This is a genomic window from Rheinheimera sp. EpRS3 (assembly GCF_001513785.1).
Lineage (GTDB): Bacteria > Pseudomonadota > Gammaproteobacteria > Enterobacterales > Alteromonadaceae > Alishewanella.
The window spans coordinates 121584-138072 of sequence record NZ_LNQS01000009.1; the positions used below are offsets into that span (position 1 = coordinate 121584).

A 16489-nucleotide genomic window follows, 5' to 3' on the forward strand; every position below is an offset into this window, starting at 1 on the left:
GGCTAAGGCCCGGGAGGCACACATGCATCCAGCTTTATGGATCAGTAAAACCGGTTTAGACGCTAAGCAGCGCGATATTTCGGTGATCTCAAACAACCTGGCTAATGCCAGCACGGTAGGGTTTAAAAAGAGCCGGGCTATTTTTGAAGACTTACTATACCAGAATATTAATCAGCCTGGTGGTGCGTCGTCGCAAAACTCTGAGTTACCAAATGGCCTGATGATTGGTGCCGGTACTAAGGTTGTGGCAACGCAGAAAAACTTCACTCAGGGCAATATGATTACCACAGACAATAGTCTGGACATGATGATTCAGGGCCATGGTTTTTTTGAAATACTGATGCCGGACGGCACGATTTCTTATAGCCGCAATGGCCAGTTTACTGTTGACGATGAAGGCAACCTGGTGACGTCTGGCGCCGGTTATCAGGTTCAACCGAACATAGTAGTACCGCCGGATGCGCAGAGCATTACCGTGTCGCAGGATGGGCAGGTGTCTGTGCAGTTGCCTGGTGAGGGAGAACCAGCAGTACTGGGGCAGTTGACAGTAACAAACTTTATTAACCCGGCCGGCCTTGAACCTATTGGCCAGAACCTGTTTCGTGAAACCGGGGCCAGTGGCGATCCGGTGCAGGGTATTCCCGGCCTTGAGGGCCTTGGCATTATAGTGCAGGGCGCGCTGGAAACTTCTAACGTTAACGTTACAGAAGAGCTGGTTAACCTGATTGAAAGTCAGCGGGTTTACGAGATGAATTCTAAAGTTATTTCATCGGTAGATCAGATGCTCAGCTTTGCCATTCAGCAGCTGTAACCGGAGGTATTTATGCAACAGCTTATTTCTGTTATCGCTTGTGCATTGGCGTTGGGCGGCTGTGCGTCAATGGAGGTGCCCACGGCTGATGACCCTTACTTTGCACCGCTGGCACCAGAGCCTGCCTCACGGCCGTTGGTGCAAAATGGTTCGCTGTTTGCACAGTATTACTCTAACTCTTTGTACTCAGATAATAAGGCCCGCCACGAGGGTGACATTATTACTGTGGTGCTAAAAGAGCGGACACAGGCCAGTAAAAACGCCAAAACCGAGATGCAAAAAGACAGCTCAACCTCTTTTGAACCGATGATTGGGCTTGGTGGCCGCAATGTGTCTGTTGCTGGTAATGTACTGCAATTTGGCGCTGATTCAACATCCGACTACAAGGGCGACTCTAAAGCCGATCAAAGCAACAGCCTGGTAGGCAATATTTCGGTGAATGTGTTGCAGGTGCTTAATAACGGCAATCTGGTGATCCGCGGTGAAAAGTGGCTGACACTAAATACCGGTAAAGAATATATCCGTTTGACAGGGGTGATCCGCTCACAGGATGTTGATGTGAACAACACTGTTGAGTCGACCAAAATTGCCAATGCCCGTATTGAGTACAGTGGCACGGGTGCGCATCACAATGGCCAGTCTCCGGGCTGGTTAAGCCGGTTCTTTAACGGCCCGTTATGGCCTTTCTAGGAGCACAGCTATGAGCCGTATTTTACACACCAGCCTGCTATTAGCGCTGTTATTACTCAGCATGACAGCCAGTGCTGCCCGTATTAAAGATGTCGCTGATGTGGAAGGCGTGCGCTCTAACCAACTGGTCGGTTACGGTTTGGTGGTAGGCTTGCCCGGAACCGGTGAGCAAAGCCCGTTTACTGAACAGAGCTTTCGTACCATGTTAAGTAATTTTGGCATTACGTTACCGGCCAATATGAAAGCACAGATTAAAAATGTGGCTGCTGTGGCAGTGCATGCGGAATTACCCGCTTTTGCCAAGCCGGGGCAGTCACTTAATATCACGGTATCTTCGGTTGGCAGTGCCAAAAGTTTGCGTGGCGGCACGTTAATGCAAACCTTTCTGGTGGGGCTGGATGGCAACGTATATGCCGTAGCTCAGGGCAGTTTAATTGTTAGTGGCCTTGGTGCCGAAGGGCTTGATGGCTCACGTATTTTAGTTAATACACCTACGGTTGGCAGTATCCCTAACGGTGCTGTTGTAGAGCGGGAAGTTATCACGCCTTTTGCTCAGGGCGATTTTATTACCTTTAACCTTAAACGGTCTGATTTTACGACATCAAAGCGCTTAGCTGAGGCCATTAATAACTTTATCGGCCAGGACACGGCACATTCGCTGGATGCAACTTCTGTACAGGTGCGGGCGCCACGTGATATCAGCCAGCGTGTGTCTTATTTATCAACGCTGGAAAACCTTAGCTTTGAGCCAGGTGATTACGCGGCAAAAATTATTATTAACTCCCGCACCGGCACCATTGTTATCGGTAAAGACGTGCGTTTATTTCCGGCAGCTGTGACACATGGCGGTTTAACCGTAACCATTGCTGAAAACCCAAGAGTAGTGCAGCCCAATCCATTTGGCGAGGGCCAGACAGCGATTGAGGAAAATACCATTATTGACGTGCGCCCGGAGCAATCCCGCATGTTTAAATTTGACCCCGGTGTCACGCTGGATGATCTGGTACGCACGGTAAATGCGGTGGGTGCGGCACCTGGTGATTTAATGGCGATTCTTGAGGCGTTAAAAGAGGCCGGTGCCATTCATGGCGAACTGGTGGTGATCTAAGATGAGCCTGACGCCAAACAATGTGTCTTATCATGACCTGAGCAGCCTGCAGCAAATAAGCAGCAATTCCGGTAAGGATGAAAAGGCGGCGTTGCGTCAGGCGGCTGAACAGTTTGAGTCAATTTTTTTCGGTATGTTATTAAGCAGTATGCGTAAAGCCAATGAAGCGTTTGAAGTGGAGGGCATGATGAATAGCCAGACCACCAAGTTCTACCGCGATATGCATGACAGCCAAATGGCCACCGATTTAGCACAAAAAGGCGCTTTGGGCCTGGCCGATCTGCTGGTACAGCAATTAAGCCCGGCACTGGGCGGCAGTGCCAAGCCGGAGGAGAAAGCCGAAAAAGCGCTGCAAATGCCAACCCATATTCTGCCGGCGCGCAAAGCTAACGCCGTTACAGTGGCAGCAAGCAATACACAGGCGGCGTCTGCTGCAGCAGATATAACAGCAGAAGCTACCGGTGCTGCCGCACAAGCCGGCACCGGCTGGCAAGTGGCCAGCCCGGCCGATTTTGTCAAAAGCTTATTACCGGCAGCGCGGCAAACCGCAAAAGCGCTGGGATTGGATCCACTGGCTCTGGTAGCGCAAGCTGCGCTGGAAACCGGTTGGGGCCAACGTATGATAAAAACCGCGCAGGGAGAAAACAGCTTTAATCTGTTTGGTATTAAGGCTAATAACGGTTGGCAAGGGCAAACTGCGGTGGTTGATACGCTGGAATATCGCGGCGGTGTGGCGAAAAAAGAACAAGCCAAATTCCGCGCCTATGATTCACCGGCGCACAGTTTGCAAGACTATGTAAACTTTATCAGCAGCAGTTCGCGCTATCAGGATGCGGTAAAGGTAACGACAGATGCAAAAGCTTATTTTGAGCAACTGCAGGCCGCAGGTTATGCCACCGACCCGGCTTATGCGCAAAAAATTATGGCCGTATATCAAAGCCCTGTGATGCAACAGGTACGCTCAGAGCAAGACGATGCTCAAGAAAACAGTGTTGGCGCCGATTAATAATTGAATGGGCGCAGCATAGCGGCGCCAGCGGAGAGAGCAATGTCAGACAATTTACTGAGAATAGGTACGTCGGCCATTTTGGCTAACAGCACCTTACTCAACACCACCAGTAATAACATTGCCAACATTAACACTGAGGGCTATGTACGCCAGCGTACCGAATTTGAATCGCAAACTCTTGGCCTTGGGGTGGGTAAGGGCACTACAGAGCGCCTCGTCAGTGACTTTACATTAAAGCAGCTGCGTCGCGATACGTCTAACTATAGCTATGCGCAACAATATGTTGCCGAAGCCAACCGCGTCGATGCGTTGTTTTCTAATCCGGCCAACAGTATTGCTACCGGCATTAATGATCTGTTTAAGCAATTTCAAATTGCCAACAATGAGCCGGCTACCCTGGCCAATCGGCAACTGATTATCGGCAGCTCGCAGGCATTGCTGGATAAATTCTCTACCTTGTCCAGTCTGGTGCTGGATCAGGAAAACTTTGTTAACCAGCAACTGGATATCTATACCAGTGAAACTAACGGTTACATTAAACAAATTGCTGATTTAAATATAGAAATTTCCTCATTTGGTACCGGTAACAGCCGGCCGGTGCCGCTGGATTTACTGGATAAACGCGATTTGGCCATCAAAAACCTGGCAGAAATGGTGGAGATCCGCACCCTGGATGCAGACAACGGCGAAAAGCTGGTGTTTCTCGGCACCGGGCAGTCATTGGTCGTCGAGCGCGGTCAGTTTAATCTGATGACAATGCGCGGCGATCCTGACCCTTCACAGCGCGATCTGAAGCTGCAATTGTCAGCCCGTACCAGTGTGGAACGTGATATTGATATTGAGGCTGTAGGAGGTAAGATTGGCGGCCTGCTGAAGTTCAGAGAAGAAATTCTGGTACCAACGCAAAACCGGCTCGGGCAATTGGCACTGTCGATGACGGATGCCATGAACAGTCAAAACCGCTTGGGCATGAACCTGAACGGTGAAATTGGCGGTAATTTGTTTACCTTACCAGTAAGCAGTGGCTTTGCGTTATCAAGCAATGCCGGTACCGGTGCTGTTACGGTAGGTATTGAACAGGGCGAGGGTGAAAGCTTACCGCCGAACGATTTTCTGCTAACGGTTGAGGCCGGCCAGGTGAGGATCCAGGCGATAGATGTTAAAGGTGAGGTAATTGTTGGTTCTGATAAGGTTGTTCCTGTCGGTGGTTTCCCCGTTACCATCAGCTCGGCAGATGCCGGTGGCGACTTATACGGCCTGGAAATTACCCTCACCGGAGCTCTGGCAGTAGGCGATCAGTTTCAATTAAAACCGCTGAGTACCGCCTCCAGAACGTTAAACCTGGCGACAACACGGCCGGAAGATATCGCCCTGGCTTCGCCGGTACGCACAGAGTTTAGCGTAACAAATTTAGGCAATGCTAAGGTTGAGGGCTTAACGGTAACCGATACCACGCCGGCAACTTTACCGGCTTATGGTTTTGATACGCCATCCGGCTTAATTAACGGCCCCTGGACCATGACTTATGTCGGTGGTGATACCTTTGAAATAGTGGATAACCTGGGCAACCCGGTTGCCACGGCAGCCTTTGGTTCGAACCAGTATCAGGATATTTTCGCCCAAGCTGGTATTGATGTTGGTTTTGATTTTTCGGTTACCGGGGTGCCGGCTATCGGTGATACCTTTAATATCAGCTTTAATGATGGTGGTTTTAATGATAACCGTAATGGTTTGGCGTTGTCGGCCCTGCAAACTGCGCAAACCACGCGGTTAAATCCGCTGTCGGTGCCAGGTGGGGTTAATTCGGTCAGTTTTAATCAGTCTTATGGTGACATGGTCAGCTTAATTGGCGAGCGCACTAACCAGGCGCGTAATAATGAAGCGGCCGGCAAGGCTTTGTTGGAGCAAACCACAGCCTGGTATGAATCCTTGTCCGGTGTCAGTTTGGATGAAGAAGCGTCTAATTTAGTAAGGTTTCAGCAAACCTATGCGGCGGCGGCGCAGATTATCTCTACGTCGCAAACGGTATTTGACACCTTATTGGCATCGGTGAGGTAGTAATGAGATTATCTTTTAATATGAAGTTTAATGCCGGCTTAGACGGTATATTAAACACCCAAAATAAGATGAACCGCGCTCAGGATCAGCTGACCAAGCAAACGCGCATTTTGACACCGGCGGATGACCCTGCAGCGTCGGCTAAGGTGCTGGGGTTAGATCAAAACCTGGAGCAGGTGGCGCAGTTTCAGAACAACAGTGTGCTGTTAAAAAACAATCTGGCACTGGAAGAAACCGTGCTGACTAATATGCGCACCTCAATCGACAAAGCGCGGTCTTTGGCCATTGCGGCAGGTAATGGCGCCTACACGGAAAATGATAAAAAAGCAGTAGCACAGGAGCTGAAAAACATTCAGGTAGAATTGCTGGATTTAATGAATACCCGCAATGCAGAAGGCGGCTATATTTTCTCAGGCTTTCAGGATAAAAAACAAAGTTACAGTTTTAATCAGGCTACCGGCATTTATGAGTTTCAGGGTGATGACGGCCAAAAAGCCCTGCAAATATCACCTACTATAGCACTGCCCGGTAACGACAGTGGCAAAATGGTGTTCGAAAATGTCGATGCCAGGTTTAAAACAACAGCAGCCGTTATCAGTGCCGGTGGCGCCACTGCAGCTGAAGTCTCCGTAACAGACCAAAGTCAGTTTGATGCCTTTTACAAACAAGCTTACGACAGCCTGACGCCAGCCAACAATGATTTCAGTGTGGCACTGACGGCACCGTCAAATTATGAAATTCTGCAAAACGGTGTTGCTTTGGTACCACCGGTAACAGGCGCTTTTGTTGCTGATGCGCCGATACAATTTAACGGCTTAACCATCACGGTAAGTGGTGCGGCGGCTGTGCCCGGCCAGGTTGATTTTTCGCTGCAGCCGCCGGAAAAGAAAAATATTCTCACCACTATCGGTGAGTTTATTACCGCGCTGGAAACTCCAGGCCTGACAAATTTTGAGTTTAACGAAGCCATCAGTGACACTATTACCCAGGTTACGTCCTCGGCGTCGAATATTGACAGTTTCTTGTCAACTATTGGCGGTCGGGTAAATGTGCTGGACAGTGTGTTTGGTACAAATGAAGACTTAACGATTAACAATAAGTCTTACCGCGCGGATTTATCAGAGGTCGATTACGCCGCCGCCTTAACCGAAATCACTAAGCAGGAAATAGCATTGGAAGCCATTTCCAATACCTTTGTTAAGGTATCCGGGGTAAGTTTGTTCGATTATATTCGCTAAGCAAGCAGCGCCGGATAAGGCCTCCGGCGCTAATGATGTAAAATCCTGCAAAAAATATTCAAGTTTCCGCTGCCGGTTCCGATACATAAATATCAGGTGATAAACCCGAACAACAAACGGGTTTATACAACAGAACAACAGTTGGGAGCACTATCATGGCTTTATACGTAAACACTAATACTTCTTCATTAAATGCCCAGCGTCAGCTGTTTAATTCCGGTAATTCACTGGATACGGCATTTAAACGTTTATCATCCGGTTTTCGTATTAACAGCGCTGCTGATGATGCCGCCGGCTTACAAATTTCTAACCGCTTAACCAGCCAAATCAATGGTTTGGACCAGGCAGCACGTAACGCCAACGACGGTATTTCTCTGGCCCAGGTGGCAGAGGGCGCGATGGAAGAGATCACCAACTCTTTACAGCGTATCCGTACCCTGGCTATCCAGTCGCAAAACGGCATCAACAGCTCGACAGACCGCGCTGCACTGCAAAAGGAAGTGACGGCGCTAAAAGCAGAAATGAGCCGGGTAGCAACCACCACCCAATTTGGTACGCAAAACCTGTTGGCCGGCGGCTTCTCAGCTACTTTCCTGGTCGGCGCCAATGCCGGACAGAATATCGATATCAGGTTATCCCGCGCCGGTGGTTACGGCACCAATGCTTTGGGCTTAAGTGCACTGAGTGTATCGTCTGTTGCAGGTGCTTCAGCTGCCTTAGCATTGATTGATACCGCTATCGGTGTCATTGACGGTACCCGTGCAGATTTGGGTGCGGTACAAAACCGCTTTCAGGCGACTATCCGTAATTTAACCAACATTTCCGAGAACGTCTCCGGTGCCCGCAGCCGTATTCGTGACACCGACTTTGCCAAAGAAACGGCAGAGTTAACCCGTACGCAGATATTGCAGCAGACCAGTACCACGGTATTGGCGCAGGCTAATCAGCGGCCACAGGCAGCACTAAGTTTACTGCAAGGTTAATTAATAACCGGTTTAGAAAGCCACCTTAAGGTGGCTTTTTTCGTGCTTAGCTATTTTTTCGTGCTTAGCTATTTTTTTGTGGTTAAGTATTTATTTATATAAATTATCTAAAGTTTTCTGTTTATTTTCCGATATATAAATAGCACGAATATATAGCAAAAATCCTCATTAAGGTGGCTGCTGTTAGTGTTTAATCAGGTATCAGGAGAGTTAACATGGCTTTATATGTAAATACCAATACTTCATCATTAAATGCCCAGCGTCAGCTGTTTAATTCCGGTAATTCACTGGATACGGCATTTAAACGTTTATCATCCGGTTTTCGTATTAACAGCGCTGCTGATGATGCCGCCGGCTTACAAATTTCTAACCGCTTAACCAGCCAGATTAATGGTTTGGACCAGGCAGCACGTAACGCCAACGACGGTATTTCGCTGGCCCAGGTGGCAGAGGGCGCGATGGAAGAGATCACCAACTCTTTACAGCGTATCCGTACTCTGGCCATCCAGTCACAAAACGGTATTAACAGTTCGACAGACCGCGCTGCACTGCAAAAAGAAGTCACGGCGTTAAAAGCCGAAATGAGTCGCGTTGCTTCAACCACTCAGTTCGGTGTAACGAATCTGTTAGCCGGCGGCTTCTCTGCATCATTTTTGGTCGGCGCCAATGCCGGACAGAATATCGATATCAGGTTATCCCGCGCCGGTGGTTACGGCACCAATGCTTTGGGCTTAAGTGCACTGAGTGTATCGTCTGTTGCAGGTGCTTCAGCTGCCTTAGCATTGATTGATACCGCTATCGGTGTAATTGATGGCACCCGTGCAGATTTGGGTGCGGTACAAAACCGCTTTCAGGCGACTATCCGTAATTTAACCAACATTTCCGAGAACGTCTCCGGTGCCCGCAGCCGGATCCGTGACACCGATTTTGCCAAAGAAACGGCAGAGTTAACCCGTACGCAGATATTGCAGCAGACCAGTACCACGGTATTGGCGCAGGCTAATCAGCGGCCACAAGCCGCGTTGAGCTTACTGCAGTAATTCTGATACGCAGGATAAAGTCGCCAATTGGCGGCTTATCTATTTGATTTTAGTTAAAAAACTAAAGAAAAGCGTTTTCCCGCCGATACAGAATTAAGTCAGAAACTTTACCTTAATGCACAGCTGTTATTACTGTGCCAGGAACCGTGTTATGCCTTTAGTCGTCAATACTAATCAGTCTTCACTGGCATCTCAGCGCTTGCTTAGCAACGCAACAAGTGGCTTAAGTACCAGCTTTGAGCGTCTTACATCCGGGTTTCGCATTAACCGCGCGGCAGATGATGCAGCCGGGCTGGTGATTTCTAATGTGTTAACCAGTCAGGTTAATGGTTTGGACCAGGCGGTGCGTAATGCTAATGACGCAGTATCACTGGTGCAGGTTACCGAAGGTGCAATGGACGAAATTGCCACAAGTTTGCAACGTATGCGTGTGCTGACCATTCAATCTGAGAATGGCATTAATACTGCCGCCGACATTGCTGCTATTCAGCAGGAGTATGATGATCTGGCGGCCTCCATTCAGAATATTGCCGATAATACCGAATTTGGTGGTATTAAACTGCTGGACGGTAGCACGACTTCGGTGATTTTTCAGATAGGCGCTAACGCTGGCCAAAAAATTGAAATTGATCTATCAACTGGTTATGGCAGCGGTGCTACCGGGTTGAATGTGGCGGCAGTGCAGTTAGGAGTTGATGATGCAGCTGACTCACTGTTAGCCTTGGACCAGGCTATTTTAGCTATCGATGTCGGGCGCACAGACTTGGGAGCCTGGCAAAATGTACTGTCTACTACCATCCGTAATTTAAGCAATATCAGCGAAAATGTCTCTGCATCCCGCGGGCGTATTCGTGATACCGACTATGCAAGAGAAACTACCGAACTTACCCGCACACAGATAATTCAGCAAAGCAGTACCACGGTATTGGCACAGGCAAATCAGCGGCCACAAGCTGCGTTAAGTGTACTGGTTAGCTGAGAGTTATCGAAATTTGCTGCAAAATTATTTTTTATATTGCTGATATTAAATAACTTTTTATTTAAAAATAAAAAAACACAAAAAAATTCATTATTTCGCTAAAGTCACCAAAGTTACGGCCGATAAACTGGTTAAGCCAAGTTGCAGCTTGGCTCAATTAACGGGATAACCGTATTTTTAATCATAGTCGTAAGTAGCTTGCTACCGAAAGCTAAGGAGTGACTCATGGCTTTATATGTAAACACCAATACGTCGTCACTGAACGCACAGCGTCAGTTGTTTAATTCAGGCAACAATCTGGATACCGCTTTTAAGCGTTTGTCTTCAGGTTTTCGCATTAACAGCGCAGCTGACGACGCTGCTGGCTTACAAATCTCTAACCGCTTAACCAGCCAGGTAAACGGCTTGGATCAAGCAGCCCGTAATGCCAACGATGGTATTTCAGTAGCTCAGGTAGCAGAAGGCGCGATGGAAGAGATCACTAACTCTTTACAGCGTATCCGTACCCTAGCAATCCAGTCGCAAAACGGTATCAACAGTTCAACTGACCGCGCTGCACTGCAAAAGGAAGTAACAGCGTTAAAAGCGGAAATGAGCCGTGTTGCTACAGTAACGCAGTTCGGTACACAGAATCTGTTAAACGGTTCTTACTCCGCGTCGTTCCTGGTAGGCGCTAATGCTGGTCAGAACATTGACATCAGATTATCCCGTACCGGTGGTTATGGCACTAATGCATTGGGTTTAAGTGCTCTGAGCGTATCTTCAGTAGGAGGTGCTTCCGCCGCTCTGGCACTGATCGATACCGCCATTGGTGTAATTGACGGTACCCGTGCTGACCTGGGTGCGATCCAAAACCGCTTCCAGTCAACTATCCGTAACTTAACCAATATTTCAGAGAACGTATCAGGCGCCCGCAGCCGGATCCGTGATACTGATTTCGCCCGTGAAACTGCAGAATTAACGCGTCAGCAGATCCTGCAACAAACCAGTACTACGGTATTGGCACAGGCAAATCAGCGGCCACAGGCAGCTTTGTCCTTATTGGGTTAAACTAATACACGTAGTGGTGAGAATTTACGATAAAGTTCTCACCCTGCGTGCCGATAAGGAGGCTGAATATGAGCAGCATTAGTGTAAGTAATGTGTCAGTGGCAAGTCATACACCTGCTGCTGATAAAGCAGTAAAGCCGTTACAGGCTGAGCCAGAGTTGCTGAAACCGGCCGAGGCAGTTAAGCAGGTTACTGGAGTGAGTAAGACTGAATTACAGCAAGCGGTTGATGTGGTAAATCAGGCTGTAGCACTGGAACAACGGTCGTTAAGTTTTTCAATAGATGATGTATCAGGTCGATCAGTTATTAAAGTGATAGACTATGAGACAGACGAGCTGATAAAACAGATCCCCTCCGAGGAGCTGTTAAAGGTTGCGCAGGATATCAAACGGTTACAGGAAGAAATGGGGCAGTCCATTGGCTTGTTAATCGATAGCAAAGTGTAGAGGTTTATTATGTCGGGTATTAATTTTTTAGGTTCAGCTTCCGGTTTGCCGCTTGAAGAGCTTGTCAGTACGCTAGTAAAGGTTGAGCGCGACAGCAAGTTGGGCCGCATTGATACCACTAAAAAAACATTAGATGCCTCGCTTTCCGGTGTCGGGCAGCTGAAGTCTGCACTTTCAGCTTTTCAGGATTCAATAAAAAAATTAGGCGGCAATAATTTAAACGCCCGCGTTGCCACTGTAACTCAACCCACCGAGAATAAAACCTATATTGAAGCATCGGCATCCAGCTCTGCTGTGGCCGCCAGTTTTGATATAAAGGTAAATCAGCTGGCATCAGGCAGCCGGCTTGAAAGCGCTGATTTAGCCTATGGCTCTGCTGATGATGTTATTTCTACCACCGATGGCACCTTGACATTAACGGCAGGCAGTAAGAGCTTTGACGTTGAAGTTACCGCCGGTATGACGCTTAACCAGTTACGCCAACAAATTAATGCGCAAACGGATAATTTTGGCATCAACGCCAATATTATTAATGCCGGTGGCACAGTAGGCACTAAGTTAGTTTTAACATCCAATGAAACCGGCGCCGGTAATGACTTAGTGATTACCAATAACAATGCTGAACTGGATGCTATCTCAACTGTACCTACCGGCGCGACAGCAGGTCTGACAGCAAGCCAGGTAGCGCAAGATGCCATTATAGAAATTGACGGCATTATTGCTACCAACAGCAGCAATACCTTTACCAATGCTATTCAGGATGTCAGCCTGACGGTGAAAGCTGTCACGCCAGATGGCAACAATGCCACTGTGGATATCGCCACTGACCAAGAAGCGGCCGAAGAGAATATCCAGAATTTTATTAATAATTACAATGTGCTGGTTGATCAAATTGCTGACTTAACCAAAATGCGCACCTTAGGCTCTGACGGCAAAACTGTCACGGCAGAGGGCGGTGCGCTGGCGGCAGATTCGTTACCGCGCTCTATTATGAATCAGCTCAAAGGCATGTTGGGCGGCGTGGTAGGTGAGTCAGGCTCTGAACTGGCCACACTGTATTCTATGGGTATTACGTTTAATGATGACGGTAAGCTGGAGATTTCCGCTACTTCGTCCTTTGGCGCCGATTCCGGCCGTGTCCGTTTTGATAAAGCCTTAGCTGAGAATTATGACGGAGTTGCGTCTATTTTTGGTGGTGATACCGGCCTGAGCGCTAAATTAGACCAATTTGTGTCGCAATTTACCGAAGCCGGCGGCATTATTGCCAGCAAAGAGAGTTCACTAAAAATACAATTAGATAAAAACACTAAAGATTTGGAAGCTGCTAACCGATATATAGATAGCTTTGAGCAAACGTTGCGCAAAAGGTACACCGCTCTGGATGCATTATTGGGCTCAATGCAGAATATGGCATCAACAGTGACCTCGCAGTTGGCAAGTTTGCCCGGATTTGGAACCAATAAATCGAATTAGTGGAGCATCTTATGAGTTACGGAATTAAAGCCTATAAAGCGGTTGGTATTAAAGATGATTTAGCGGTAGCCGATCCACATCGCGTTATTCAGCTGCTAATGCAAGGCGCGCTGGAAAATATGGCCAAAGCGAAAGGCTGTATTGACCGTAAAGACTTTGCCGGTAAATCTGAAGCAATTTCTAAAGCAATCAATATTATTTCTGCCTTGCAGGGATGTTTGGATATGAGTGCCGGCGAAATCTCAGACAACCTGTTTTCCCTGTACGACTTTATGCTTAATCACCTTATTCAGGCCAGCCGCGATAAAAGTATCAGTAAGCTGGATGAAGTAATGGAAATTTTATTAACGATTAAAGGTGCCTGGGATCAAATTCCTGTAAATGATCGCGAGAAGGGTTACCAGCTGCAGGCACAAAAAAATCAGCAATTAGCTGTTGGTGCCTGATGCCGGCAACTGAAACCGTTAAACAACAATGCGCAGCCCTGCGCGCTGACATTGATAGCCTGATACAGCAACCCGACTATGACGTAGCCAGGGTTGCTGATTTGGTTGAGCAATTAAATCAGCATTTATGCCAAAGTATTCCCCCACAGGACAATATTGAGCCTTTTGCCGTGTTTCTGCGGCAAAACCTTGACTGGCTACAGGCAACAATGGCAAAACTGTCAGCAGATAAAGATGCTGTAGCCGACAATATGTTAGAAATAAAAAAGGGCCAACGCGCCCGGCATAGCTACGGCCTACATAACCAACAATAAAATCAGGTTCTTGCATGCTGAAGTACATTAATTATCAGCTGGACTCAGACGATGCTGCTCAGGCGGCGTCTGAGCAAAAAGTCGCTGCCGGCATCAAGCAGCGTTTTAATCATAATCTTCAGGCGTTATCGCAGTACATTCCTTCCGTTGTGCCCATAATTCAGCAACACAGTATGCAGCAGTACTCGGTATTCTGTACCCGTGCTGCAGAGCTGAATATTGTCGACTTTGCTACCGGCCGTGTGTGGTACAGCGAAACGCCCTTTGCTGAAGTATCGCGCGAAGTTGACAGCTTTTGCCGTAGTGCACCCTATGTTGAACTTGATACGTCTGCTGTGCCAACGCAGGCTAACCAGCCATGGCCGATTGAAGCTTTACCGCCGCAGCCTGATGTGGTGGTTATGCTGGGGTTGGGGCTGGGCTATCAGATAAACGCCCTGTTGCAAAAAGTCAGAGTTAAGTACCTTATTGTGTATGAGCCCAATGTCGATACGCTGATTTGTTCGGTGCAGGCCAATGATTGGAAGCAACTGTTTGCTGCGGCTGAAATTACAGGTACACAAATTTTTCTGCAGTTGGATAATGACGGCAGCTCGGTGGCAGAAGACCTGGCGGAGCTGCGCAGTGTGGCCGGTTTTAGCCGTATTTATCTTTACCGCCATTACTGCCATCCGGTGATGGATAAGGTAGCCGAGTACTTATTTGCTCACAGCGGCCGGCCGGAGCAACTGTTGGGCAGTACCACGCAGTTTGTTGCATACGAAGATTTTAACGATTATGTCGCCGAGCGCAGCGTCAACGTGCTGGGTAACCAACACCCGCATGCCGCGGCGCCTGCTGACGAGTTATACCAGCGTAATATAGCGGCGCTGCAAAAGTTTTATCCTAAAGTGCATGATGAAATTGACAAACACCAAAGCCGGTATTGGCAGCTGACAGCAGATGATAATGGTAAGGCCAATCTATATCATCCACAGCGCAAGGCGTTTTTTTATCAGGACCTTGATACGGAGTCTGCCCGTTTGGTGGAACATTTTACCCGGCAGCCGTATAAAGATGATGTGTTGTTAGGCCAGACCTCTGTTGATAAATTCAGTCACTACATTCACTACTCACATATTGCGCAAACGCAGCCGCTGATTAGCAAGCAATTACAGCAAAAAATTCAGTTACCGCAAGAAGTGGATTCTTTGATTATTTTCGGTGTGGGCCTTGGTAAACATATTCAGTTACTGACCGAACAATATCAGATCAGCAACCTGTACATTTGTGAGCCTAATTTAGATTTTTTTGCTGCCAGTCTTAAGGTAACCGATTGGGCCGCTATATTTGAGCGGGCAGAGCAAAATGGCCTGCGGATATACCTGAACCTGGGCGGCGATGGCTCAACCTATTTTTATGATTTAATGGCGCAGTTTTATCAGGTTGGTGCTTATTCTATCGCCAATACTTATATGTTTTGCTCCTACTTTAACCAGAAAATGCATAAAGCGATTGCCGACTTACGCGCCGAATTAAAGGTCGTGCTGGCGCTGGGCGAATACTATGATCACTGCCGTTATGGTATTGCGCATACCTATAACAGCGTGGCAAAGCAACACAAGTTTTTACAGTATGACAATAGCAGCTACCGTAATTTGCCGGCACTAAACCTGCCGGTGTTTGTGGTGGGTAATGGCCCGTCGTTAGACAGTAGCTTCGCCTATTTGCAGGAACATCGCGACAAAGTGGTGTTGATCAGTTGCGGTACTGCTTTATATTCACTGTATAAAAAAGGCATTAAGCCGGACTTTCATGCCGAAGTTGAGCAAAATCGTTCCACTTACAGTTGGATTAACCAGGTAAAAGATGCGGATTATTTGAAGGACATCCGGCTGATCAGTGTCAACGGTATTCATCCGGACACAGCTGACCTGTTTAAAGAAACCTTGTTGTGCTTTAAAGATGGTGAGTCATCGACGAATTTTTTCGATATACGGCTGAAAAAGTTAGGCGTGCAGGTAGCATCGCTTAGTTATGCCTATCCTACAGTAACCAATTTAGTGCTTAATTACGCGCTAAGGCTGGGCTTTAAAGTATTTTATCTGTTTGGGGTTGATCTTGGTTACGCAGATGTACGCCATCACCACTCTCAGGCGTCAGCATATTACCGTAACGACGGTTCAGAAGTGTATGACTATCAGCAAACTCATGGTGGTGGCATGCCGGCAAAGGGCAACTTTTTGCCTTATGTGTTTACCAAGCCTGAATTTGATATGTCGCGAAAACTGCTGGAGCAGGCTATCAGCAAAGCTGGTCGTAAAGTCGAAATCTACAATTGCAGCAACGGAGTTAAGATTGACGGTGCTGTGCCGCTGCAGCCGGATAATATTTTGTTCAGTGACTTACCCAAGCACAAAGACCAGGTGCTGCAGCAACTGATCGATACGGCGTACTACGCCGATTTATCATCCTATGCCAAGCCGGTATTTGACCAAATCGACTTTGTTACTTTTCGCCGCACTGTTGACGCCTGGCTGGCGCTGTTTGACGAAGAGATTACCACACAAGAACAAGCCAAAGCCTTTATTGCTAAACAATGGCGCTTGTTGCAAACCGCCGCACGCGATCCGTCAGATCTAACCTTTTATCTGTTCTACGGTAGCACCAATTACTTCGGTGGCCTGATGACCAAGGTTGCATCTTGTATCAGTGACGATACGCCGGAGATCTTGCCTGTGTTTAACCAAGTTATGCAGGTATGGCATGACTATGTGCTAAGTGCTGGTGAGCAGTTTGAGCAGCAGCCACTCAAGTTTGATGATGTGGATGTGCAGTATTTGTTTAAGTAAGCGGAAGGTGTTA

Annotated in this window: 15 protein-coding genes; all 15 read left to right on the forward strand. The window is 47.8% G+C overall.

Going from position 1 to position 16489, the window contains the following annotated elements; translation table 11 throughout:
* Positions 1 to 22 precede the first annotated feature (22 nt).
* On the forward strand, positions 23 to 811 hold the full coding sequence (gene flgG / locus AR688_RS12960; protein ID WP_068234477.1) for a flagellar basal-body rod protein FlgG: 789 nt from the start codon (positions 23 to 25) through the stop codon (positions 809 to 811).
* 12 nt (positions 812 to 823) lie between these two features.
* Positions 824 to 1501 carry a flagellar basal body L-ring protein FlgH gene (flgH, locus tag AR688_RS12965; protein WP_068234480.1) on the forward strand — a complete coding sequence of 226 codons (678 nt, stop codon included), beginning with the start codon at positions 824 to 826 and terminating at the stop codon, positions 1499 to 1501.
* A gap of 61 nt (positions 1502 to 1562) precedes the next feature.
* Complete coding sequence (locus AR688_RS12970; RefSeq protein WP_231732099.1) at positions 1563 to 2609, forward strand: flagellar basal body P-ring protein FlgI; 1047 nt, start codon at positions 1563 to 1565, stop codon at positions 2607 to 2609.
* Between the two features lies 1 nt (position 2610).
* Positions 2611 to 3615, forward strand: coding sequence for a flagellar assembly peptidoglycan hydrolase FlgJ (gene flgJ, locus AR688_RS12975; protein WP_068234486.1), 1005 nt, complete (start codon positions 2611 to 2613; stop codon positions 3613 to 3615).
* Between the two features lie 42 nt (positions 3616 to 3657).
* Positions 3658 to 5676: a flagellar hook-associated protein FlgK gene (gene flgK, locus AR688_RS12980; RefSeq protein ID WP_068234491.1), complete on the forward strand. Its 2019-nt coding sequence runs from the start codon at positions 3658 to 3660 to the stop codon at positions 5674 to 5676.
* A gap of 2 nt (positions 5677 to 5678) precedes the next feature.
* The gene (flgL, locus tag AR688_RS12985) at positions 5679 to 6914 is read left to right on the forward strand and encodes a flagellar hook-associated protein FlgL (protein WP_068234497.1); all 1236 of its coding nucleotides are present in this window, start codon (positions 5679 to 5681) and stop codon (positions 6912 to 6914) included.
* A 155-nt stretch (positions 6915 to 7069) separates the two neighbouring features.
* Entirely contained in the window at positions 7070 to 7897 is an 828-nt protein-coding gene (locus AR688_RS12990; protein ID WP_068234500.1) for a flagellin N-terminal helical domain-containing protein, read from the forward strand.
* A gap of 215 nt (positions 7898 to 8112) precedes the next feature.
* On the forward strand, positions 8113 to 8937 hold the full coding sequence (locus tag AR688_RS12995) for a flagellin N-terminal helical domain-containing protein (RefSeq protein WP_068234507.1): 825 nt from the start codon (positions 8113 to 8115) through the stop codon (positions 8935 to 8937).
* A 151-nt stretch (positions 8938 to 9088) separates the two neighbouring features.
* A complete protein-coding gene (locus AR688_RS13000) occupies positions 9089 to 9916 on the forward strand; it encodes a flagellin N-terminal helical domain-containing protein (protein WP_068234510.1) in 828 nt (275 codons plus the stop codon).
* 225 nt (positions 9917 to 10141) lie between these two features.
* Complete coding sequence (locus AR688_RS13005; protein ID WP_068234513.1) at positions 10142 to 10966, forward strand: flagellin N-terminal helical domain-containing protein; 825 nt, start codon at positions 10142 to 10144, stop codon at positions 10964 to 10966.
* Between the two features lie 68 nt (positions 10967 to 11034).
* Positions 11035 to 11412, forward strand: coding sequence for a flagellar protein FlaG (locus AR688_RS13010; RefSeq protein ID WP_068234516.1), 378 nt, complete (start codon positions 11035 to 11037; stop codon positions 11410 to 11412).
* A gap of 9 nt (positions 11413 to 11421) precedes the next feature.
* The gene (gene fliD, locus AR688_RS13015; RefSeq protein ID WP_068234519.1) at positions 11422 to 12885 is read left to right on the forward strand and encodes a flagellar filament capping protein FliD; all 1464 of its coding nucleotides are present in this window, start codon (positions 11422 to 11424) and stop codon (positions 12883 to 12885) included.
* Positions 12886 to 12896: 11 nt separating this feature from the next.
* Complete coding sequence (gene fliS, locus AR688_RS13020; protein WP_068234522.1) at positions 12897 to 13331, forward strand: flagellar export chaperone FliS; 435 nt, start codon at positions 12897 to 12899, stop codon at positions 13329 to 13331.
* Positions 13331 to 13645 (forward strand): hypothetical protein, encoded by a 315-nt coding sequence (locus AR688_RS13025; protein ID WP_068234527.1) that lies wholly within the window; start codon positions 13331 to 13333, stop codon positions 13643 to 13645. The genes fliS and AR688_RS13025 overlap by 1 nt, the downstream gene beginning before the upstream one ends.
* Before the next feature lie 14 nt (positions 13646 to 13659).
* Positions 13660 to 16476 carry a motility associated factor glycosyltransferase family protein gene (locus AR688_RS13030; protein ID WP_068234528.1) on the forward strand — a complete coding sequence of 939 codons (2817 nt, stop codon included), beginning with the start codon at positions 13660 to 13662 and terminating at the stop codon, positions 16474 to 16476.
* Positions 16477 to 16489 lie beyond the last annotated feature (13 nt).